General features: G+C 61.5%; 22 protein-coding genes and 1 pseudogene. 13 read left to right on the top strand and 10 right to left on the bottom strand.

What is annotated here, in order from left to right; all coding sequences use genetic code 11:
• Positions 1 to 127 precede the first annotated feature (127 nt).
• Together M1E04_RS16355 and M1E04_RS16350 are read left to right on the top strand one after the other, a co-directional pair.
• Positions 128 to 1,237, top strand: a pseudogene (locus tag M1E04_RS16355) (HAMP domain-containing protein); the annotation flags it as partial.
• On the top strand, positions 1,217 to 2,098 hold the full coding sequence (locus M1E04_RS16350; RefSeq protein WP_456293207.1) for a methyl-accepting chemotaxis protein: 882 nt from the start codon (positions 1,217 to 1,219) through the stop codon (positions 2,096 to 2,098). The pseudogene M1E04_RS16355 and the gene M1E04_RS16350, both read left to right, overlap by 21 nt.
• 38 nt (positions 2,099 to 2,136) lie before the next feature.
• Here M1E04_RS16350 and M1E04_RS16345 read toward each other — a convergent pair whose 3' ends face one another.
• On the bottom strand, positions 2,137 to 3,327 hold the full coding sequence (locus M1E04_RS16345; protein WP_456291711.1) for a benzoate/H(+) symporter BenE family transporter: 1,191 nt from the start codon (positions 3,325 to 3,327) through the stop codon (positions 2,137 to 2,139).
• A 128-nt stretch (positions 3,328 to 3,455) separates the two neighbouring features.
• On the bottom strand, positions 3,456 to 3,899 hold the full coding sequence (locus M1E04_RS16340; RefSeq protein ID WP_192134429.1) for a MarR family transcriptional regulator: 444 nt from the start codon (positions 3,897 to 3,899) through the stop codon (positions 3,456 to 3,458).
• A gap of 81 nt (positions 3,900 to 3,980) precedes the next feature.
• Between M1E04_RS16340 and M1E04_RS16335 the strand changes: the two genes are divergently transcribed.
• The 3 genes from M1E04_RS16335 to M1E04_RS16325 are packed head-to-tail and all read left to right on the top strand — an operon-like array spanning position 3,981 to position 6,230.
• Positions 3,981 to 5,147 (top strand): aminotransferase-like domain-containing protein, encoded by a 1,167-nt coding sequence (locus M1E04_RS16335; RefSeq protein ID WP_192134427.1) that lies wholly within the window; start codon positions 3,981 to 3,983, stop codon positions 5,145 to 5,147.
• A 60-nt stretch (positions 5,148 to 5,207) separates the two neighbouring features.
• A complete protein-coding gene (locus M1E04_RS16330; protein WP_192134425.1) occupies positions 5,208 to 5,810 on the top strand; it encodes a glutathione S-transferase family protein in 603 nt (200 codons plus the stop codon).
• A gap of 33 nt (positions 5,811 to 5,843) precedes the next feature.
• Positions 5,844 to 6,230, top strand: coding sequence for a lysozyme inhibitor LprI family protein (locus tag M1E04_RS16325; RefSeq protein ID WP_369319448.1), 387 nt, complete (start codon positions 5,844 to 5,846; stop codon positions 6,228 to 6,230).
• A gap of 270 nt (positions 6,231 to 6,500) precedes the next feature.
• Here M1E04_RS16325 and M1E04_RS16320 read toward each other — a convergent pair whose 3' ends face one another.
• The gene (locus tag M1E04_RS16320) at positions 6,501 to 6,866 is read right to left on the bottom strand and encodes a glutathione S-transferase N-terminal domain-containing protein (RefSeq protein ID WP_282373082.1); all 366 of its coding nucleotides are present in this window, start codon (positions 6,864 to 6,866) and stop codon (positions 6,501 to 6,503) included.
• A 79-nt stretch (positions 6,867 to 6,945) separates the two neighbouring features.
• Positions 6,946 to 7,491 carry a GTP cyclohydrolase I FolE gene (gene folE, locus M1E04_RS16315; protein WP_065989346.1) on the bottom strand — a complete coding sequence of 182 codons (546 nt, stop codon included), beginning with the start codon at positions 7,489 to 7,491 and terminating at the stop codon, positions 6,946 to 6,948.
• Positions 7,492 to 7,726: 235 nt separating this feature from the next.
• Between folE and M1E04_RS16310 the strand changes: the two genes are divergently transcribed.
• Positions 7,727 to 7,927 carry a hypothetical protein gene (locus M1E04_RS16310; RefSeq protein WP_244160372.1) on the top strand — a complete coding sequence of 67 codons (201 nt, stop codon included), beginning with the start codon at positions 7,727 to 7,729 and terminating at the stop codon, positions 7,925 to 7,927.
• A gap of 470 nt (positions 7,928 to 8,397) precedes the next feature.
• On the opposite strand, the gene M1E04_RS16305 is transcribed toward M1E04_RS16310, so the two are convergent.
• The 3 genes from M1E04_RS16305 to M1E04_RS16295 all read right to left on the bottom strand — a co-directional run bounded on the left by M1E04_RS16305 (position 8,398) and on the right by M1E04_RS16295 (position 10,243).
• Positions 8,398 to 8,958: a Smr/MutS family protein gene (locus tag M1E04_RS16305; RefSeq protein WP_065989376.1), complete on the bottom strand. Its 561-nt coding sequence runs from the start codon at positions 8,956 to 8,958 to the stop codon at positions 8,398 to 8,400.
• A gap of 106 nt (positions 8,959 to 9,064) precedes the next feature.
• Complete coding sequence (locus M1E04_RS16300) at positions 9,065 to 9,385, bottom strand: hypothetical protein (RefSeq protein WP_192134419.1); 321 nt, start codon at positions 9,383 to 9,385, stop codon at positions 9,065 to 9,067.
• A 234-nt stretch (positions 9,386 to 9,619) separates the two neighbouring features.
• Entirely contained in the window at positions 9,620 to 10,243 is a 624-nt protein-coding gene (locus M1E04_RS16295; protein WP_065989378.1) for a cysteine hydrolase family protein, read from the bottom strand.
• A gap of 253 nt (positions 10,244 to 10,496) precedes the next feature.
• Here M1E04_RS16295 and prmB point away from each other — a divergent pair, with 253 nt between their 5' ends.
• Complete coding sequence (gene prmB / locus M1E04_RS16290; RefSeq protein ID WP_065989379.1) at positions 10,497 to 11,405, top strand: 50S ribosomal protein L3 N(5)-glutamine methyltransferase; 909 nt, start codon at positions 10,497 to 10,499, stop codon at positions 11,403 to 11,405.
• 970 nt (positions 11,406 to 12,375) lie between these two features.
• Here prmB and M1E04_RS16285 read toward each other — a convergent pair.
• Positions 12,376 to 13,176, bottom strand: a complete 801-nt coding sequence (locus tag M1E04_RS16285; RefSeq protein WP_065989380.1) for a hypothetical protein — start codon at positions 13,174 to 13,176, stop codon at positions 12,376 to 12,378.
• A 128-nt stretch (positions 13,177 to 13,304) separates the two neighbouring features.
• On the bottom strand, positions 13,305 to 14,300 hold the full coding sequence (locus tag M1E04_RS16280; protein WP_456291710.1) for an alpha/beta hydrolase: 996 nt from the start codon (positions 14,298 to 14,300) through the stop codon (positions 13,305 to 13,307).
• A 127-nt stretch (positions 14,301 to 14,427) separates the two neighbouring features.
• Between M1E04_RS16280 and aroC the strand changes: the two genes are divergently transcribed.
• The 6 genes from aroC to M1E04_RS16250 all read left to right on the top strand — a co-directional run bounded on the left by aroC (position 14,428) and on the right by M1E04_RS16250 (position 19,701).
• Entirely contained in the window at positions 14,428 to 15,519 is a 1,092-nt protein-coding gene (gene aroC / locus M1E04_RS16275; RefSeq protein WP_456291709.1) for a chorismate synthase, read from the top strand.
• A 31-nt stretch (positions 15,520 to 15,550) separates the two neighbouring features.
• Entirely contained in the window at positions 15,551 to 16,705 is a 1,155-nt protein-coding gene (locus M1E04_RS16270; RefSeq protein WP_296310881.1) for an MFS transporter, read from the top strand.
• The gene (locus M1E04_RS16265) at positions 16,702 to 17,316 is read left to right on the top strand and encodes a methylthioribulose 1-phosphate dehydratase (RefSeq protein WP_192134414.1); all 615 of its coding nucleotides are present in this window, start codon (positions 16,702 to 16,704) and stop codon (positions 17,314 to 17,316) included. Before M1E04_RS16270 ends, M1E04_RS16265 begins: the two co-directional genes overlap by 4 nt.
• Before the next feature lie 110 nt (positions 17,317 to 17,426).
• Complete coding sequence (locus tag M1E04_RS16260) at positions 17,427 to 17,972, top strand: 1,2-dihydroxy-3-keto-5-methylthiopentene dioxygenase (RefSeq protein ID WP_065989385.1); 546 nt, start codon at positions 17,427 to 17,429, stop codon at positions 17,970 to 17,972.
• A 6-nt stretch (positions 17,973 to 17,978) separates the two neighbouring features.
• Positions 17,979 to 18,662, top strand: a complete 684-nt coding sequence (mtnC, locus tag M1E04_RS16255) for an acireductone synthase (protein WP_455914124.1) — start codon at positions 17,979 to 17,981, stop codon at positions 18,660 to 18,662.
• 322 nt (positions 18,663 to 18,984) lie between these two features.
• Entirely contained in the window at positions 18,985 to 19,701 is a 717-nt protein-coding gene (locus M1E04_RS16250; protein ID WP_065989388.1) for a helix-turn-helix transcriptional regulator, read from the top strand.
• A 168-nt stretch (positions 19,702 to 19,869) separates the two neighbouring features.
• On the opposite strand, the gene M1E04_RS16245 is transcribed toward M1E04_RS16250, so the two are convergent.
• A complete protein-coding gene (locus M1E04_RS16245) occupies positions 19,870 to 20,148 on the bottom strand; it encodes a DUF3509 domain-containing protein (protein ID WP_065989389.1) in 279 nt (92 codons plus the stop codon).
• Between the last annotated feature and the right edge of the window lie 166 nt (positions 20,149 to 20,314).

The following is a 20,314-nucleotide window of genomic DNA, read 5'->3' as shown; positions in this document are numbered from 1 at the left end:
TTTTTGCCATCATTCTGCCGTCAAGACCTTGTTTTGCCCCGTGGGCATTGCGAATCTTCACGGATATTGATTGGCCGTGCGCGGGTGGCCTTGCCATGTGCGCCCTCAAGCTGTGGAGCGGAAACTGATGATGTCGGCCGTGAAGACGCGTTTCGCCAATCTGGGGATGGCCAAGAAGCTGGGCATCGGGTTCGTGCTGGTGCTGCTGTTGACGGCGCTGGTCGCGGCCATCGGGGTCTGGTCGTTGCGTTCCATCAGCGCGCATTTCGACAGCCTGAAGGCGATGACGGCACTCAACGGCGACGCGAATCGCGTGCGGTTGCTGGAGCAGGATTACGCCTTGCACGGCGATCCGAAGGTGGTCGATCAGGTTCACACCGGGCTCGATGGCTTGAATGCCCAGGCGGAGCAGCTCAAGGCGGGCGCGCCGATCAACGCGCAGGTGATGGGCGAGGTGCAGCAAGCGCTGGCGGCCTATCGTGCGTCGTTCGACGAGTTTGTCAGCATCAGCCAGAGCAAGGACCTGGCGCTGGAGATGGCCAGTTGGTCGGTGTCCAGCGTCGCCAATAACCTGGACGTGTTGCAGGCGGGGCTGGCCGACGACGGTGCCTACACGCTGAAGGATTCCCAGGGCCAGCAGGGCGCGGAATTCATTGAGCAGGCCGGTCAGGTCAGCCAGGTGTCGAAACTGATGATGCAGGCCATGGATGAAGCCCGGGTGCGCCTCGACAAGAGCCGCAAGACGGGCTCGGGCGAGGAGGTCAAGACCGGCAAGATCGAGCAGGCGGTGCAGGCCCAAGAACTGGCCGAGCAGCTCAAGGGCGTGATCAAGGACGCCGGTTACCTCACGGTGCTGACCGAAGTGGGCGGGCACATCAGCAATTTCAGCGACAAGCTCAACGAATACACCGGGCTGCTGGAGTCGGAAGCGAAGGTCTCGCAACAACTGGCGAGCAACGCCAAAGCCGTGGTGCAGCAGGTCAATCAGGCCTATGACGCGGAAGGCCAGTCGATGCAGAGGGAGTTGCAGGCCAACGCGATGATGATCATCGGCTCGTCCTTGTTGGCGCTGCTGGTCGGGCTGATCGCGGCGTTGGTGATAACGCGCCTGATCGTCGCGCCGCTGCGCAGCGTGATTGCCACGGCCCAGCGGATTGCGGCCGGGGACCTGAGCCGCACCGTGAACGTCACGCGCAAGGACGAAATCGGCCAGTTGATGCAAGCGATGCAGCAGATGGGCGCGGGCTTGAGCACCATCGTCAGCGGCCTGCAGGCGGGCATCGAGCAGTTGGCGACGTCCGCCCGTTCCCTCTCGGCGGTCACGGAGCAGACCAATCTGGAAGTCAGCAGCCAGAAGGAAGAGACGGAGCAGGTGGCGACGGCGATGAACCAGATGACCGCCACCGTTCACGACGTCGCACGCAACGCGGAGGAAGCGGCGCTCGCGGCGCAGACTGCCGACACCAAGGTCGATTCCGGCCAGGCCGTGGTGCGCCAGAGCATGCAGCGGATTGAACAGTTGGCGTCGTCGTCCCGTTCCGCCAGCGATTCGATCGAGAACCTCAGCGCGGAAATCCACAACATCGGCACAGTGCTCGGCGTCATCAAAAGCGTCGCGGAGCAGACCAACCTGCTGGCACTGAACGCGGCCATCGAAGCGGCGCGGGCGGGGGAGCAGGGCAGGGGCTTTGCGGTGGTAGCCGATGAAGTTCGCGCGTTGGCCAAGCGCACGCAACAATCCACGGAAGAAATCGAGCGGCTGGTTACCCGATTACAAAGCGGTGCCCAGGCGTCGGTGGCGCAGATTCAGAACAGCGGCGAGCTGGTCAAACTGGCGGTGAGCGACGCCCTGCAAACCGAGAGCGCGCTGGGCAGCATTGCCGCGGCGGTGTCGATGATCCAACAGATGAACCAGCAGATTGCTGCGGCGGCGGAAGAGCAGAGTTCGGTGGCGGAAGAGATCAACCGCAGCGTCACCAGCATCCGTGCCAGTGCCGATCACTCCGCGCTGGCGATGCAGGGCAACGCGGCTTCCAGCATCGAATTGGCCTCGCTGGGGTTGGAGCTGAAAGGCATGGTCGGGCACTTCAAGCTGTGAATTCGGCGGCCCGTTTCTTGAGCCGCTCTAAATAAGACTCAGGCCTTGCGGCCGTTCAATATCACCAGCGTCAACACCCCCGCGACGATGCCCCAAAACGCCGAACCGATGGAAAACAGCGTCAGCCCCGACGCGGTGACCATGAAGGTGATCAGCGCGGCTTCGCGTTCCTTGGGCTCGTTCATGGCCACGGTCAGGCCGTTGATGATCGAGCCGAACAGCGCCAGGGCAGCGATCGACAACACCAGTTCCCTGGGAAACGCCGCGAACAATGCCGCCAGTGTCGCGCCGAAGACCCCGGCGATGGCGTAGAAAATCCCGCACCAGATTGCCGCCGTGTAGCGCTTGTCGCGGTCTTCGTGGGCGTGGGGGCCGGTGCAGATGGCGGCGCTGATGGCCGCGAGGTTGATGCCGTGGGCGCCAAACGGCGCAGTGATCAGCGAGAGGATGCCGGTGGCCGTGATCAGGGGCGAGGCGGGGACCTGATAACCGTCTGCGCGCAACACCGCAACGCCCGGCATGTTCTGCGAGGTCATGGCGACGACGAACAGCGGGATGCCGATGCTGACGGTCGCAGCGATGGAGAACGAAGGCGTGGTCCACACCGGCATCGCCACTTCGAGGGCGAAGCCGCTGAAGTTCAGCAGACCCAGCATGCCGGACAGCGCGACACCGACCAGCAAGGTCACCAGCACGGCGTAGCGCGGCGAGTAGCGCTTGACGATGAGATAGGTGAAGAACATGCCCAGCACCAGGCCGGTGCGGTGTTGCGCGGCGACGAAGATTTCGCTGCCGATCTTGAACAGAATGCCTGCCAAGAGTGCCGCCGCCAGTGACGTCGGCAAGCGCTTGACCAGCCGTTCGAAGCTGCCGGTGATGCCGCAGATGATCACCAATACCGCGCTGGTGATGAACGCGCCGATCGCTTCGGGGTAGGCGACGCCGCCCAGGCTGGTGATCAGCAATGCCGCGCCCGGCGTCGACCATGCCACGGTGATGGGCGAGCGATAGCGCAGCGACAGGCCGATGCTGCACACCGCCATCCCCATGAACAGCGCCCAGATCCACGAGGAAATCTGCGCCGAGGTCAGCCCGGCGGCCTGACCGGCCTGAAACATCAACACCAGCGAACTGGTGACGCCGGTCATCATGGCGATGAAGCCGGCGACGATGGCGGAGGGCGAAGAGTCGGTCAGTGGTCGCAATGGCGCGAGGGGCACGTCAGTCATGCGGGTCTATCCTTGGCGCAGCGGTTGAACAGAGCAGCCAGCCTATACGCAGTGGTCATGCCCCGTTGCAATACAGCCATCGGCGCAATGGTCGGCACAGTTTCGGCAGTGCCCTGTAACGCGCCCGATCAGCCGCGGGTCATCGTGTTGCCAAGCGCCTGGTTCACCGCCATCCAGCCGTCCACCGCTTCACGCCCGGCTTCGGCGAACACCCGTTGCAGCAGCTTGACCTGCTCGCGGCGCAACGACTCTTCAAACGTGCGGCCCTCGGTGGTCAGTTGCAGCAGGCGCTTACGTTTGTCGTCCTCGGGCGCCACGCTGAGCACCAGCTCCATCTCGATCAACTGCCGCAGCGGCGTGTTCAGTGCCTGCTTGCTCACCCCCAGTTTGCCGAGCAGTTCCTTGACGCTCAGGCCGGGATAGCGGGCAATGAAAAACACAATGCGCTGGTGCACCCGACTCAGGCCACGGCGGTCGAGCATTTCATCGGCTTTGGCAGTGAACGCCTGGTAGCCGAAGAAAAACGCTTCCATGGCAATTTGCTGGGTCGATGAATTTTTAAGGTCAAGCATATTGACGTATCCGTGCGCGGCATCGTAATTTCGGTCAAGCAGTTTGACTTATTCCCCTTTCTTTCCGCCAGCGGTGATCCGATGCCATTTTCCGAACGCGTTACCCGTTTGAAGAGTTCACTGATTCGCGAAATCCTCGCCGCCGCCCAGCGCCAGGAGATGATGTCGTTCGCGGGCGGATTGCCGGCCGAGGCCATGTTGCCGAAGAGTGAATGGTCTGACATGCCGCGCAGCATCGGCCAGTACGGCATGAGCGAAGGCGAGCCGCAGCTGCGTGAAGCGCTGGCCGCCCAGGCGCGCGCGTTGGGCATCGACTGCGACGCGAGTCAGGTGATGATCGTCAGCGGTTCCCAGCAGACGCTGGATCTGGCCGCCAAGCTGTACATCGATAAGGGCACCGAGATCCTGCTCGAAGCGCCGACCTATCTGGCCGCGCTGCAGATCTTCCAGCTGTTCGGCGCCGACTGCCTGACCGTGCCGCTGCTCGCCGAAGGCCCGGACCTTGCAGCGCTGCGCCAGCGACTGGAGCAGCACTCGCCCTCGTTCGCCTACCTGATTCCCACGTTCCAGAATCCGTCGGCGGTGCGTTACAGCGAAACCGCGCGGGATGCGGTGGCGGCGTTGCTCGACGAATTCGGCGTCACCCTGATCGAAGATGAGCCTTACCGCGAGCTGACGTTCGACGGCGGCAGCGCGCGGCCCATCGTCAGCCGCCTGAAAACAGCCAGCTGGATCTACACCGGCACCGTGTCGAAAACCCTGATGCCGGGGTTGCGCGTCGGCTACCTGATCGCCACGCCGGACCTGTTTCCGCATCTGCTCAAGCTCAAGCAATCGGCGGATCTGCACACCAATCGCGTGGGGCAATGGCAGGCGTTGCAGTGGATCGGCAGCGAGCACTACGAGCAGCATCTGCTGGAGCTGCGCACCTTCTATCGGACCCGTCGCGATGCATTCGAAGCCGCGCTGCAGCGGCACTTCGCGGATCTCGCTGAGTGGAACAGCCCTCAAGGTGGACTGTTCTTCTGGCTGACCCTCAAACACAAGCTCGACACCCGCACCTTGCTCGACAGCGCCCTGGCGCAGAACGTGGCGTTCATGCCGGGCGAGCCGTTCTTTGCCGACCCGGACGCCAACCCGGGGTATCTGCGGCTGAACTTCAGTCACATCGACCCCGAGCGCCTGGACGAAGGTTTGAAGCGGCTGGCCGACGTCATTCGGCAAACACAGCTTTCACAGGCGGCCTGATACATAACGCACACGCACGACCGGCAAGACTGACGGCACACGATTGAGGGGAGAGGGTTGATGTACAAGGTTTACGGCGATTACAACTCGGGCAACTGCTACAAGATCAAGCTGATGCTCAACCTGCTCGGCGCGGAATACGAGTGGGTGCCGGTGGACATTCTCAAGGGCGAGACCGAAACCGAGGCGTTTCTGGCGAAGAACCCGAACGGCAAGATTCCGGTCCTTGAGCTTGAAGACGGCACCTGCCTGTGGGAGTCCAACGCGATTCTCAACTTCCTCGCCGAAGGCACGCCTTACCTGCTGACCGAACCGCGGCTGCGCACGCAAATGCTGCAGTGGCAATTCTTCGAGCAGTACAGCCACGAGCCAACCCTGGCGGTGGCGCGCTTCATTCAGTTCTATCTGGGGATGCCAGAGGAGCGGATGGAGGAATACCACTCGCTGCACCGGCGCGGTAACAAGGCCCTGAAAGTCATGGAGCAGCAGTTGCTGCGCACGCCGTTCCTGGTGGGCGACAGTTTCTCCATCGCCGACATCGCGCTGTACGCTTACACCCATGTTGCCGATCAGGGCGGCTTCGATCTGGCGCAGTTCCCTGCGATTCAAGGGTGGCTCGCCCGGGTCAAGCAGCAACCGGGTTATGTCGGCATGCTGGACTGAGGTTTGGTGCTGTTCACTAAAAGGAGATGAGACATGCAGTACAGGATGATTGCGGTGGGAATGATGATGGCGTTGGGCATCGGCTGCTCGGCCCAGGCTCAGGACTGCGACGCCAATCAGGCGTCGATGAACCAGTGCGCGAGCCAGGAGTACAAGGCGCTGGACGCGGAATTGAACACCCAATACAACGCGCAGATGGGCTACCTGAAGACGCCGGCGCGCAAGAAGGCGCTGCAGGATGCGCAGAAGAAGTGGATCGCGTTTCGTGACGCCGATTGCCAGTATCAGGCCGGCAAGCGGGAAGACGGCGGGAGCATGTGGCCGCTGGTTCAGGCGCAATGCCTGTCAGCGCAGACCAAAGTGCGGGTTGAGCAATTGAAGGCGTATACGGCGTGTCGCCAGGAAGGTTGCCCGAAGTAAAGGCGTAAGAGGCCAGGACATTCGCTAAATCTCCAGCGGTTGAAACGGCCCTTTCCCGGCTAAAGCCGGTCCTACTCAGCGCATGGGGTGTGTCAGTGGGACCGGCTTTAGCCGGGAAGAGGCCAGTCATTACACTGGATCCCCATCGGCAGACATGCCACCTTCGCGAGCAAGCTCGCTCCCACAGGTTTTGCGGAATGGCTGAGAGGGTGAGTCGATCGCCGATCACGTTGGAGCGGCGTTGACGCATCGGCTATGTAAGCAGCATCGTCAAACTGCGGAGAATCGCTTCTCCAGGTAATCAACGATCACCTTCGATTCATACATCCACACCGTCTGACCTTCTTCCTCGATCCGCAGGCAAGGCACTTTGATCCGGCCGCCGCCACTCAGCAATGCCTGGCGATCCGGCTCGTTGTTCTTCGCGTCACGAAGGGCCACGGGCACGTTCAAACGGCGCAGCGCCCGGCGGGTTTTCACGCAGAACGGGCAGGCGTGGAACTGATACAGCGTCAACGCTTTCGCCGACGCATCGACGGCAGCCTGCGCTTCGGGAGAACGCTTCTTTTTGCTCGGCCGGGTCAGAAAATCGCCCGCGATCACGAGCTGTCCGAGCCCGACTCTCACTGCTTTCATCAACACGCTAAAACCTCACTCGGCGGCACGAACCGCCAGACAGCCGCAGCCTAATGCTGCGGCCTTCAGGACGCCGGGATCATTTGATCAGGCTGAGAAACTCGGTGCGGGTCGCGGCGTTTTCGCGGAATTCACCCAGCATCACCGACGTGATCATCGACGAATTCTGCTTTTCGACGCCGCGCATCATCATGCACATGTGCTTGGCTTCAATGACCACCGCCACACCCAGAGCGCCGGTGACCTGCTGAATGGCTTCGGCGATCTGGCGGCTGAGGTTTTCCTGGATCTGCAGACGACGGGCGTACATGTCGACGATGCGCGCGACCTTCGACAGGCCCAGCACTTTGCCGCTCGGGATATAGGCGACGTGGGCCTTGCCGATGAAGGGCAGCAGATGGTGTTCGCAGAGCGAATACAGCTCGATGTCCTTGACGACCACCATTTCGCTGTTGTCGGAGCTGAACAGCGCACCGTTGGTGACTTCTTCGAGGGTTTGCTCATAGCCGCGGCAAAGGTACTGCATGGCTTTGGCTGCGCGTTTCGGGGTGTCGCGCAGGCCTTCGCGGGAGACGTCTTCGCCGAGTTGACCGAGGATGGCGGTGTAGTTCTGTTCCAGAGTCACAGGGGTGTGTTCCGTGTGGGTTCAAAAAACGCAGGGTTGCAGGCCTGCAAAGGCGCACATAGTAGCGTAGCTGGACGCGCAGGGGTACGGCAGGCGGCCCGGACCCCTGCGGCATGGCGCCGCCGGGGCAGTGTCAGCTGACCTTTACCCAACCTTTACCGAGGGGATATGTCGGAATATGTCGGCGTGATGTCTGACGTAACGGGTGACAGATGCCCGGATGAAGAGAGTGCTCATGATGGTTAGCCGAATCGCGAAAATCGCACTGGTGATTGCCCTGGCGTCGTCGGTTTCGGGGTGTTTTTTCGGACCGGGTTGGGGCCGCCACGGCGGTGGCTGGCACGAACACCGTTATTACGACGGCGGCCCCTACGATGGCGGGCGGGGCGGTTATGGGCCCGGACCTGGACCTGGGCCGGGTTACTACCGCCGCTGATTGTCACTGATCATTTGAACGCGTAAAGCAAAGGCTGCGACGGCATTACCTGTCCCTCGCGGCCTTTTTTGTCGGCAGCTGCTTCGTACCTGTTTCGATACCTGATCGCTACCAAACCACGACGCGGATTCACGGGCGTGCGCTGTCAGAAGCAGCAGGTGATGAATGCCTGAGATCAAGCCCGTTTTGAGAGAGAAAACGAAATGTTGAGTCGTATAGCGAAAGTCGCGATGGTCATCGCGGTGATGTCAGCCATGTCCGGATGCTGGCCATTCTGGGGCCCGGGCGGGGGAGGCCACGGTGGTCACGGAGGCGGTGGCGGCGGCGGTCACTATGAAGGTGGCGGCCCGGGTGGCGGCGGCGGTGGCGGCGGTCCTGGTCCAGGTCCGCGCTGATCGGATAAACGCTCAATGAGCGGTGGGAGCGGGCGGGTTGGCGCTCCCACAGGGACTGGTCAGCAAGTCCCCGCGTTACTCGTCACGCCCTTCCATCATGGTCCGCTTGAGGATCACGTACACCGCACCGGCGCCGCCATGCTTGGCGATGCACGATGCGAATCCCAATACCTGCTGATGCTGGCGCAACCACGTGTTGACGTGGCTCTTGATCATCGGCCGCTTGCCGTCCAGCCGCACGGCCTTGCCGTGGGTAATGCGCACGCAACGCACTTCAAGCTTGGCCGCCTCGGCCAGGAATTCCCACATCGTCTCGCGCGCCATTTCGACGCTCATGCCGTGCAGGTCCAGGCTGCCTTCGAAGCTGATCTGCCCAAGCTTGAGCTTGCGCATCTGGCCTTCCTGCACCCCGTCACGGGCCCAGTACAACGTGTCTTCTGGGCCGACATCGATCACGAATTGGTCTGACAGGCCATCAACGGTAATCGTCGCATCGGAACGCACGGTGGCCGCCTGACGAAGCTTGGCCAGGTTCTTACGGTCGGTTTTGGGTTTTCCTACGTCCGCATGTTCAGTCTTGATGGGCTTTACGCCGCGAATCTCACTTCTGAACAGGGAAAAATCGTCGTCTTGCATGGTGGTCTCCGCGAAGGGGGCCAGTTTAACCGCGTCACGCCATAATCGGCGCGACTATCGATGATTTAGACTCTCGATGATTAAACGGCAGCGGATGACGCGAAGGTCAGTCGTGTTTCTTCATCAGATGGGGAGACATGTTGAGTTCACCGGCACGACGACGGCGGCGGCGACTGCGGCGCCAGAACCAGATACCGACGTACAGCATCAGCAAACCGATAATCACCGTCACCACGGCGCCCGCGGGACTGGCGTTGAGTTCGCCCAGCGCAACAGGGTTGCCGATCAGACTGGCAATGCCGGCCATGGCCAACAGCACGCCAGCGGTGGCCAGAACGGCCGAAATCGCAGCGATTATGCGCATCCGCCAGCTGCCCTGGCCCTTGGGGCGCAGGCGACGGGCATCAAAACCATCGGATATTTTCATTCCGATTTCCTCTATGGGTATCGGCGCTCTGACCAGCGCAGTGTGGGGGTGGTTCCCGCCTGGCCAGGTTTCAGGGGCATCGCGCATTGATTACGGATAGGCGGTCAGGTGAACAGGATTACCCTGCCTGACGACTGCATTTGTACGCCTTTTCTTCAGGAACTGCCGGAAAATGATCCGCGCGAGGGGCCTGCGCAGTCAGCTCGGTTGCAACAGCTCCTGTCGAGGGAGGAATCAGATCAGGTCTTTGGTCAGCGCCAGTTTGGCGAAGTTGTCGTTCATGATTGCCATCTCCGCCTGCTGCACCAGCTCGGCTTTGATGACACCGCTCGGGGTCGGCAGGTCGCGGGTGGCGCAGGCGTCTTCAACCAGCGTGCAGCGAAACCCGTAATCCTTGGCCGCGCGCACGGTGGTGCTGACGCTGGAGTGGCTCATGAAACCGCAGACCACCAGGTCCAGACGGCCACGGCTTTCCAGCAGGCTGTGCAGGGTGGTGCGGTCGTCGGTGGAGACCGTGCCATTCAGCGCGTTGGGCAGGCGTTTTTCGATGATGACTTCATCACCCTGTGGCTGCAGTTCGGGGACAAATTGCCCGCGCTCGCCCTGGGGATCGAACATGCCGCCGACGGTGCCGAGATGGCGCACGTGAATGATCGGCGACTTCGCAGCACGGGCTGCGGCGACCAGTTTGACGATGTTGTTGATGGCGTCCTGAACGCCGGTCAGGGCCAGAGGGCCGCTGAGGTATTCCTTCTGCGCATCGATGATGATCAGCGTGGCATTACTTAATGTCGCCGCTGCGTATTCACGGCCACTGAGTTGAAACATGGTCTTTGGACCAGTGTTTGAAACAGACATCGGGGGGCTCCTTCGAGTGGGGCTTTTGCCACATTGTCCACTGGCAGAGCGATTCTGTGAATCGCCGTGCGCACAGACCTCGCTATTTTGCCGGGCTTCAAGCCGTCGAGCAGGTCGCGGTTGCTGTCATAGTGCCTGCAAAACGAGGCAAAGACTGCGGAAAATTTTGCGCGGGGCCGCCGCGGCCGGTGCGGGATCGTTTGTTGCGTGGATGGCTGATAGAATCGCCCGTCGTTTTTTCAAGGAGTCTGCCGTGATCACTTCCCGCCTGCGCACCCTGCGCGATCATATCCGTTGGGCTGTCAGCCGATTCCACGGGGAAGACCTGTTTTTCGGTCATGGCACCGACAACGCGTGGGACGAAGCTCGCCAGCTGGTGCTCGGCGCCCTGCACCTGCCGTGGGAAATTGCCGACAGTTACCTGGATTGCAACCTGGAAGACGAAGAGCTGGTGGCGGTTCAACACCTGATCAAGCGACGCATCGAAGAGCGCGTGCCCACGGCGTATCTGCTGGGTGAAGCGTGGTTCTGCGGGATGTCATTTATCGTGGATGAGCGCGTGCTGATTCCGCGCTCGCCCATCGGTGAACTGATCGAGCAGCGGTTCGCACCCTGGCTGGCCAGCGATCCGGCCCGCATTCTCGACCTTTGCACCGGCTCCGGCTGCATTGGCATCGCCTGCGCCGACGTGTTCCCCGACGCTGAAGTGGTGTTGGCGGATCTGTCGTTCGAGGCGCTGGAAGTGGCGAATCAGAACATCGAGCGCCATGGTGTGGATCAGCGCGTGTACACCGTGCAGGGCGATGGTTTCGACGGCCTGCCGGGCCAGCGTTTTGACCTGATCGTGTCCAACCCGCCGTACGTCGATGCCGAAGATTTCGCCGACATGCCCGACGAATACCAGCACGAACCCGAGCTGGCGCTGGCCTGTGGTGACGACGGCTTGAACCTGGTGCGGCGCATGCTGGCCCAGGCAGCGGACCACCTGGAGGAAAAGGGCTTGTTGATCGTGGAAGTTGGCAACAGCCAGGTTCACGTCGAAGCGCTGTACCCGGAAGTGGATTTCGCCTGGCTGGAATTCGAGCGCGGCGGCCACGGCGTGTTCATGCTGACGGCCGAGCAGTGCCGCAATCATCAAGACCTCTTCGCGGCGCGGATCTAGTCAGGCCATCCGCGGGCCTCTTCCCGGCTAAAGCCGGTCCCACGAGGACACGGCATCCATCCAGATTCACCGCGCATGCTGGATGTAGGACCGGCTTCAGCCGGGAAGGCGTCGGTTGTCACGCCACACATCTGATGGCGAGCACACGGGCCTCCTCCCGGCTAAAGCCGGTCCCACGAGGACACGGCATCCATCCAGATTCACCGCGTATGCTGGATGTAGGACCGGCTTCAGCCGGGAAGGCGTCGGTTGTCACGCCACACAGCTGATGGCGAGCACACGGGCCTCTTCCCGGCTAAAGCCGGTCCCACGAGGACACCGCATCCATCCAGATTCACCGTGTATCCTGGATTTAGGACCGGCTTCAGCCGGGAAGGCGTCGGTTGTCACGCCACACAGCTGATGGCGAGCACACGGGCCTCTTCCCGGCTAAAGCCGGTCCCACGAGGACACGGCATCCATCCAGATTCACCGCGCATGCTGATGTAGGACCGGCTTCAGCCGGTAAGGCGTCGGTCGTCACGCCACACATCTGATGGCGAGCACACGGGCCTCTTCCCGGCTAGAGCCGGTCCCACGAGGACACCGCATTCATCCAGATTCACCGCGCATGCTGGATGTAGGACCGGCTTCAGCCGGGAAGGCGTCGGTTGTGACGCCGCAAATCTGATGGCGAGCACACGGGCCTCTTCCCGGCTAAAGCCGGTCCCACGAGGACACCGCATCCATCCAGATTCACCGTGTATCCTGGATTTAGGACCGGCTTCAGCCGGGAAGGCGTCGGTTGTCACGCCACACAGCTGATGGCGAGCACACGGGCCTCTTCCCGGCTAAAGCCGGTCCCACGAGGACACGGCATCCATCCAGATTCACCGTGTATCCTGGATGTAGGACCGGCTTCAGCCGGGAAGGCGTCGGTCGTCACGCCACACATCTGATGGCGAGCACACGGGCCTGGCTTAACGCCGGGTCACCGGTGCGTTGCAATCCAGATCAGGAGGCCGGCCTGAAACACGGCAAAGGTCACCAGGCAGGCGATGGTGAAGCGCAATCCGGCGTCGTCCCGGCGGTATTTGTTGACCTTGTCTTCGGTCTTCTTGATCGTAACGTCCTGTTCCTGAATCCTCTGTTCGGCCTGTTGCAGCATCTGCGCGGCGTCGAGGATCTGCACGATCTGGATTTTGTCGGCGTTCCAGGTGTTATTGAGGTTGCCGACCTTGGCGTCCTTGATGGTGCCTTTCAGGTGCTGCGCATCGGCGTAGACGACTTCGAAACCCTGGGTTTTGAGGAAGTGATCACGACGCAGGCGCGTGTCCTCGTTGAGCGCATCCTTGTTGGCCAGCGCAACGCCTTCGATCTTGTACGCGGCGCAACGTTTCTGCGCCCAGGTGATGCCCTGAGCCAGCATGAAGCGCCCCAGACCACGGTTCCACGGGTCGATCTGCAAACCGGATTCCGGGCCGACGCGGACGCTGCGATTGGCGTGGTCCACCCAGATATCCAGTCGATTCTGCTCTTTACGGACCTTCTGACCCGGCAACTGATAGCTCATGCGCAGCAGGCTGAATTCCTTGTTGTGGCGCTCGGCCTTGCCGAACTCGACGAACCGCAGCGGGCGTGCGCCGGTGGCACGGTCGGTGGGCAGAGGCGCCAGACGCAGCATCGAGAAGTGCTCGGCGTGGACTTCTTCCCACAGCACAGGCGCGGCGACTTCGCCTTCTTTGGCATCGGTCGGATCGACCGCGTCGGTTTGCATGGTTGCTTCTGTCATCACGGCGATCCTGTTATCGACATTGCCTGGCACATGGCACCGGCACACGATGCCAGCAGACTGCTATCGGCCGTTTCTGACGAAGCTGAAGGGATCCTGCGTTGAGCTCGAATCGAAGAGCGCCGGCCTCAGGCGGCCGGTATCGAGTCGAGGAATTTCAGGATGCGATCGGTGACTTCGCTGGCCAGTGGCAGCTGTGGATCCTTGTAGGACGCCAACTGCCGCTTGATGTCCATCGGCACGATGCGCAGCACGTGGTTCATGCCGTCGATGATCGCCAGTTGCGAGTCGGGTTTGGCCTTGTGCAGCAGCTCGGCATCGCCCACGCCCACTTGCATGTCGTTGCGCCCCTGAATGATCAGCGTCGGGATCTTCAACTGCGCGAACGCCGCCGTCGGGTTCTGCCGGAACAATGAAATCAGATAAGGCTGCACACTCGGCCGGAACACCACCTGAAGGGGTTCGGGCACGTCGTTGTCGGTCTTGCCGGCTTTGATCTCTTCGATCAGTTGCTCACTGCGCGCCAGCAGCGGAGGAGGGAGGCGATCCTGCAGTTGCTCGCGGACCACTTGATCCACCGGGCGACCGGTGCCGGCTACCGAGATCAACGCCACGGCGCCCGCACGTTCTGCTGCTAGGGTGGCGACCAGCGCGCCCTCGCTGTGGCCCATCAGAATCAGAGGCCCCAGGCGCGTATCGGTTTTGAGCTTGGCGGCCCAGGCGACCGCGTCGTCGACGTACTTTTCGATGCTCAGGTCGCGCTCGTCCGGGGTGGCAGGGCGACTGGCCGCGACGCCGCGCTTGTCGTAACGCACGCTGGCGATGTTGTGCTTGGCGAGGATCAGCGCGAGACGCTTCATGCTGTCGTTGCGCCCACCGTCAGAGTTGTTGCCGTCACGGTCGGTCGGCCCCGAACCGGCGATGATCAACACCACTGGCACGGGTTTGGTCGATTTGGGCAGCAGCAGCGTGCCGAACAGCTCGCCGGTCCCGGTGTCCAGGCTGATGGGGCGCTGCAGCACGACGGGCGTTCCGGCGTGGGCGATGGACGACAGCAGGGTCAGGCTCAAGATGATCGCTCGCAGCGGCCAGAAGCCGCGAATCAGGGGTAAGGCGCTTAGCATTGCAGGACCGTCATCAATAAAGTGTCAATTGGACGCGGGCAAATGAATAAGGTTCGAGGATGAACTGCGCCATAAGCCTGCGTATACTGGCGCGCTTGAGTTTTTGAACGTCCTCGGAGCCTCCCGCATGTCCGGCAATACCTACGGCAAGCTGTTCACTGTCACCACTGCCGGCGAAAGCCACGGTCCGGCACTGGTTGCCATCGTTGACGGCTGCCCGCCGGGCATCGAGCTGTCGCTGGAAGACCTGCAGCGTGACCTCGACCGCCGCAAGCCGGGGACCAGCCGCCACACCACCCAGCGTCAGGAGCCCGACGAGGTCGAAATCCTCTCCGGCGTCTTCGAAGGCAAGACCACCGGCGCGTCCATCGGCCTGCTGATCCGCAACACCGATCAGAAGTCCAAGGACTATTCAGGGATCAAGGACCTGTTCCGGCCCGCCCACGCCGATTACACCTACCACCATAAATACGGCCTCCGCGACTACCGTGGCGGCGGTCGCAGCTCGGCGCGGGAGACCGCCATGCGCGTCGCCGCCGGGGCCATCGCCAAGAAGTTTCTCGCCACCCAGGGCATTACCGTTCGCGGCTACATGAGCCAGCTCGGCCCGATCGAAATCCCGTTCAAGACCTGGGATTCGGTGGAAGACAACGCGTTCTTCAGCCCCGACCCGAGCAAGGTGCCGGAGCTGGAAGCCTACATGGATCAGCTGCGTCGCGATCAGGATTCGGTGGGCGCGAAGATCACGGTTGTGGCCGAAGGCGTGATGCCCGGCCTGGGCGAGCCGATTTTCGACCGTCTCGACGCTGAACTGGCCCACGCGCTGATGAGCATCAACGCGGTCAAGGGCGTCGAGATCGGCGCCGGCTTTGCCTGCGTTGCCCAGCGCGGTACCGAGCACCGCGATGAAATGAGCCCCGAGGGTTTTCTGTCGAACAACGCCGGCGGCATCCTCGGCGGGATTTCGTCCGGCCAGCCGATCATTGCGCACCTGGCGCTGAAGGCGACTTCCAGCATCACCACGCCGGGGCACTCGATCGACGTCGATGGCAACTCCGTTGAAGTCATCACCAAAGGCCGCCACGACCCGTGCGTCGGCATCCGCGCCACGCCCATTGCCGAAGCGATGATGGCCATCGTGCTGGTCGACCACCTGCTGCGCCATCGCGGCCAAAACGCTGACGTGCGTGTCACGACGCCGATTCTGGGTCAGCTGTAATGCCTGAGCCGCGCGTTGCCGCCGCGGTCATCTGAGCGTGGCGGCGCTTCCTTACTGGCGCCTCGCCAGCTTCTATCTCTTCTACTTCGCCCTGCTTGGGGCCACGGCGCCTTACATGGCGCTGTATTTCAGCCACCTGGGTTTTTCCGCTGCGCGCATCGGCGAGTTGGTAGCGATCCCGATGCTGATGCGCTGTGTCGCGCCCAATGTCTGGGGCTGGCTCGGCGATCACACCGGGCGACGTCTGGCCATCGTGCGCTTTGGCGCTCTCTGCGGGCTGGCCTGTTTCAGCCTGATTCTCGTCGACACGTCCTACGCCTGGCTGGCAATGGTCATGGCGCTCTATGCGTTTTTCTGGCACGCGGTGCTGCCGCAGTTCGAAGTCATCACGCTGACGCATTTGCAGGGCCAGACTTCCCGCTACAGCCAGATCCGGCTGTGGGGATCGATCGGCTTCATCCTCTCGGTGGTCGTGCTGGGCCGGATGCTCGAGTGGTTCAGCCTGGATTACTACCCGCAACTCTTGCTGCTCATTCTGATCGGCATTGTCGCCAGCAGTTGGTGGGTGCCGAATGCACAACCGGTGGTCTCGGGCGCGCGGGTCGCGGGGGAGGGGTTTCTCAGGCAGTTGATGAGGCCGGGCGTGCTGGCGTTTTACGTCAGCGTCGCCCTGATACAACTCAGCCACGGGCCGTATAACACTTTTCTTACGCTGCACCTGGAACACCTCGGTTACACCCGCGGCATCATTGGCCTGCTCTGGGCGCTGGGGGTGATTGCCGAAGTGTTGATGTTCATGCTGATGAGCCGTGTGCTGCAGCGATTCAGTGTCCGCCAGGTGCTGATGACCAGCTTCGTGATCGCCGCCTTGCGCTGGCTTTTATTGGGTAATCTGGCCGATCATCTGGCGATTCTGATCGTCGCCCAACTGATGCACGCGGCCACCTTCGGCAGTTTTCATGCCTCGGCCGTGCATTACGTGCAGCGCAGCTTCGGCCCGCGCCAGCAGGGTCAGGGTCAGGCGCTGTACGCCGCCCTTTCCGGCACCGGCGGGGCGATGGGCGCTTTGTATGCCGGGTACAGCTGGAATGCGCTGGGCGCCAGTTGGACCTTTGCCATTGCGAGTCTGGCGGCCGTGGCCGCTGCTGTTCTGACCGCCACATGTATGAAAGAGGAGCGCGTATGAGTCGCGAAGCACTGGTGCGGGAAATCATCGAAGCGGGGCAGTTTTTGTACGCCCGGGGCTGGTCGCCCGCCACCAGCAGCAATTATTCCGTGCGCCTGTCGCCGACCGAAGCGCTGCTGACCGTCTCCGGCAAGCACAAGGGCCAGTTGGGCATGGACGACGTGCTGGCCACCGACCTTGCCGGCAACAGCCTGGAGCCCGGCAAAAAGCCGTCGGCTGAAACCCTGCTGCACACGCAGCTTTATAGCTGCAAGCCGGCGGTGGGCGCGGTACTGCACACCCATTCGGTCAACGCCACCGTGCTGTCCCGGCTCACGGCCGGTGATCATCTGGTGTTCGAGGACTACGAGCTGCAAAAGGCCTTCAGCGGCGTTTCCACCCACGAATCAAAAGTGCTGGTACCGATTTTCGACAACGATCAGGACATCGCCCGGCTCGCCGACAAGGTCCAGCCCTGGCTGGACCAACACCCTGACTGCGCCGGTTACCTGATTCGCGGTCATGGTTTGTACACCTGGGGCGCGAAAATGAGCGATGCCTTGCGCCAGATCGAAGCCTTCGAATTCTTGTTCGAATGCGAGCTCAAGACGCTGTCCGTGCTCAACCGCTGATCCCTGACGTACGCAACGATCAACGCACCGCAGCGTTCCCACTGCCTGAATCAACGTGTCGGATCGGCCCCAGAGCCGACCGATGCGGACCGAACCGAGGAAGCCCCGAAATGAGCAGTCTGTCCGTTTATCACGTGTCATCCCCCGAGCTGCCCAACAAGGTCCTGACGCACCTGGAAGACATTGCCTCGACCCTGGCCGAGCACGGTGTGGCGTTCGACCGCTGGCAGGCGGCAGCGCCCATCACCCCGGGCGCCAGCCAGGAGGAGGTCGTCGCGGCCTACCGCACCCAGATTGACAGGCTGATGACCGAGCGCGGTTACGTGACCGTCGACGTGATCAGCCTCAACAGCGATCACCCGCAGAAGGCCGAACTGCGCGCCAAGTTCCTCGAGGAGCACCAGCATGGCGAAGATGAGGTGCGTTTCTTCGTTGCCGGCCGTGGGCTGTTTACCCTGCACATCGACGACTTTGTCTACGCCGTGCTGTGCGAAAAAAACGACCTGATCTCGGTGCCGGCCGGCACCCGCCACTGGTTCGACATGGGCGAGAATCCGCATTTCGTCGCCATCCGCCTGTTCAATAACCCGGAGGGCTGGGTGGCCAAATTCACCGGCGAAAGCATCGCCGGCCAGTTCCCGCGTCTGGAAGACTGATTACCCATGACCATTAAAGCGATCCTGACCGACATCGAAGGCACCACCAGCGCGGTGAGCTTCGTCTTCGACGTGCTCTTTCCGTATGCCAAACAGCATCTGCCCGCGTTCGTTCGCGAGCATGCCGCCGACCCCGAGGTGGCCGCGCAGTTGCAGGCCGTGCGCAACGACAGTGCCGAACCCGATGCGAGCGTCGATCGGGTGATCGAGATCCTGCTGCAATGGATCGCCGAAGATCGCAAAGCCACGCCGCTGAAAGCCTTGCAAGGCATGGTCTGGCAGCAGGGTTATCAGGCCGGCCAGCTCAAGGGGCATGTCTACCCGGACGCCGTGGAGGCGCTGAAACGCTGGCATCAGGCGGGGTACGCGCTTTACGTCTACTCCTCGGGCTCGATCCAGGCGCAGAAGCTGATCTTTGGTTGCTCCGAGGCGGGCGATCTGTCCGGACTGTTCAGCGGCTACTTTGACACCACCTCCGGGCCCAAGCGGGAGGAGGCGTCCTATCGATCGATTGCGTCGAGCATCGGTCAGCCGGCGGAAGCCATTCTGTTTCTGTCTGACATCGTGGAAGAGCTCGATGCGGCGCAAGGGGCCGGCATGGTCACCTGCGCACTGGTGCGCGATGGCGGAGAACTGGATGGGCACATCAACGTCAGCAGTTTTACGGGGATAGAGCCCTGCGCTTTCTGACGATTCAAGCGTGCTGAAAACCGACGGCCGATGTCTTTGACATTGGCCGTTTTTGTATCCAAATGCGGAAAAATGTAAGTTGGTTTTTGTTCGTTTGTGGGAAGTTGCTTGTTTTACGGTCAGGCATGCCTGTTTGTTTTTGACGCTGTGTTTAACCCTCCTCGACTGTGTAACCCTTCGCCTGCCGGACCCTGACAGCTTTTGAGTGCGCCTCGTGCGGTCGTGTTGACGACAGCACCTGACGCCGTTTTCAGCTGCCATGCATAAAAAATCCAAGGGGCATCAGGGCCGCGCATTTGATGGTTTTAAACGGGAGGGGAACATGAAAAACGCGCAGACAGGGACGCTGAGTCCGTTGATACAACAAATGGTCACCAGCATCACTGAACAGGATGGCGATGCGGCCATCGCCAACGCACTTGACTGGCTGAGAGCTGAATGCCGCAGCGAACGGGCCATGCTCTATCAGTACCGAAACGGCGTGCTCCTCAGTTGCATCACGTCGAACGTCGACAGCTACTGGAAGGACCTTTATTGCCAGGGACGCCTGATGATCGAGGACCCGGTTATCCGCTGCTACCGACACACCATGGGCTTTCTGAATTGGGAAGAGGCCTTCAAGACCTACCCGCCATCACCCGCCTACATGGCGGCGGTGGAGGATTGTGACCTGCTGCCGGCCTTCTCCTACGGCTACAGCAGCCAGACGCGGGCCAATCAGGGTGTCATCACCATTTGCACGCTCAACGGCATGGAGCGCCCGCTGACCCACAACGATCGTTACCTGCTGACGAGTCTGGTGCCGATGCTTCATGTGGCGGGGAAAGGGCGTCAACTGCAGACCCGGGCGCTGTCGCCCAAAGAGCTGGAAATTCTCAAGTGGGCGCGGGAAGGCAAGACGGCGTGGGAGATCGGGCTGATAAAGGAAGTCTCGGAAGCAACCGTCAAACATCACTTCAAGAGCATCTACGCCAAGCTCGGGGTGACCAATCGCGCGCAGGCGGTGGGCGAGGCGTTGTGCCGAGGGATTATTCAATAGGCCCGCTCTGACAGACAGCGCCGCAATGACTGTCATTGCGTGAAGGGAGTGACTCGAAAAAAGCTCAAAAAAAACCGCGATAGCATCAACTATCGCGGGAATCTACAAGGGATGCTTCGATGAGAGTGAAACGTGCTGCTGCCGGAACGCAATGTTCCGGCCTGATACCTATCGGGTGTGATAAGTAGGCAAATCAAAACGGTGCTGGCTTTGCAACATCGAGATGGCGGGCAGCTCGCTGGCTTGTGCGGCCAAGTCGCGACGAATCGCGCTGATCACCCATTCCAGTTGCACTGGGGTGTGCAGTTGAGCGTAGGACACGCAGCGACGGATGTTGGTGCCTTGATCGTTACGCAGAGTCAACAGAACCCCACCGTCCGGACGCGGTTGAGTGGTGACTTCGAAATCGGAAAATACGGATGCGAATTTTTCTTGGATGAAAGTCATGTCTAGAGGCTCCATTGCTCATGGGATAACAAGCTTGGAATGACTAGTGCAGTGACTGTGCCAGTTTTTGAGGTTAAATAAATATCAATGAAATCAGCGGCTTACGGTTTTTTAAAAAATGCTGCCTCGTGCAATTTGCATGAATGCCTCTCGTGCATCCTGCAAT

The sequence above is a fragment of the Pseudomonas sp. AK106 genome, assembly GCF_053903055.1.
The sequence above is the reverse complement of the archived record's forward strand: the minus strand, read 5'-3'. Positions and strand labels throughout refer to the sequence as shown.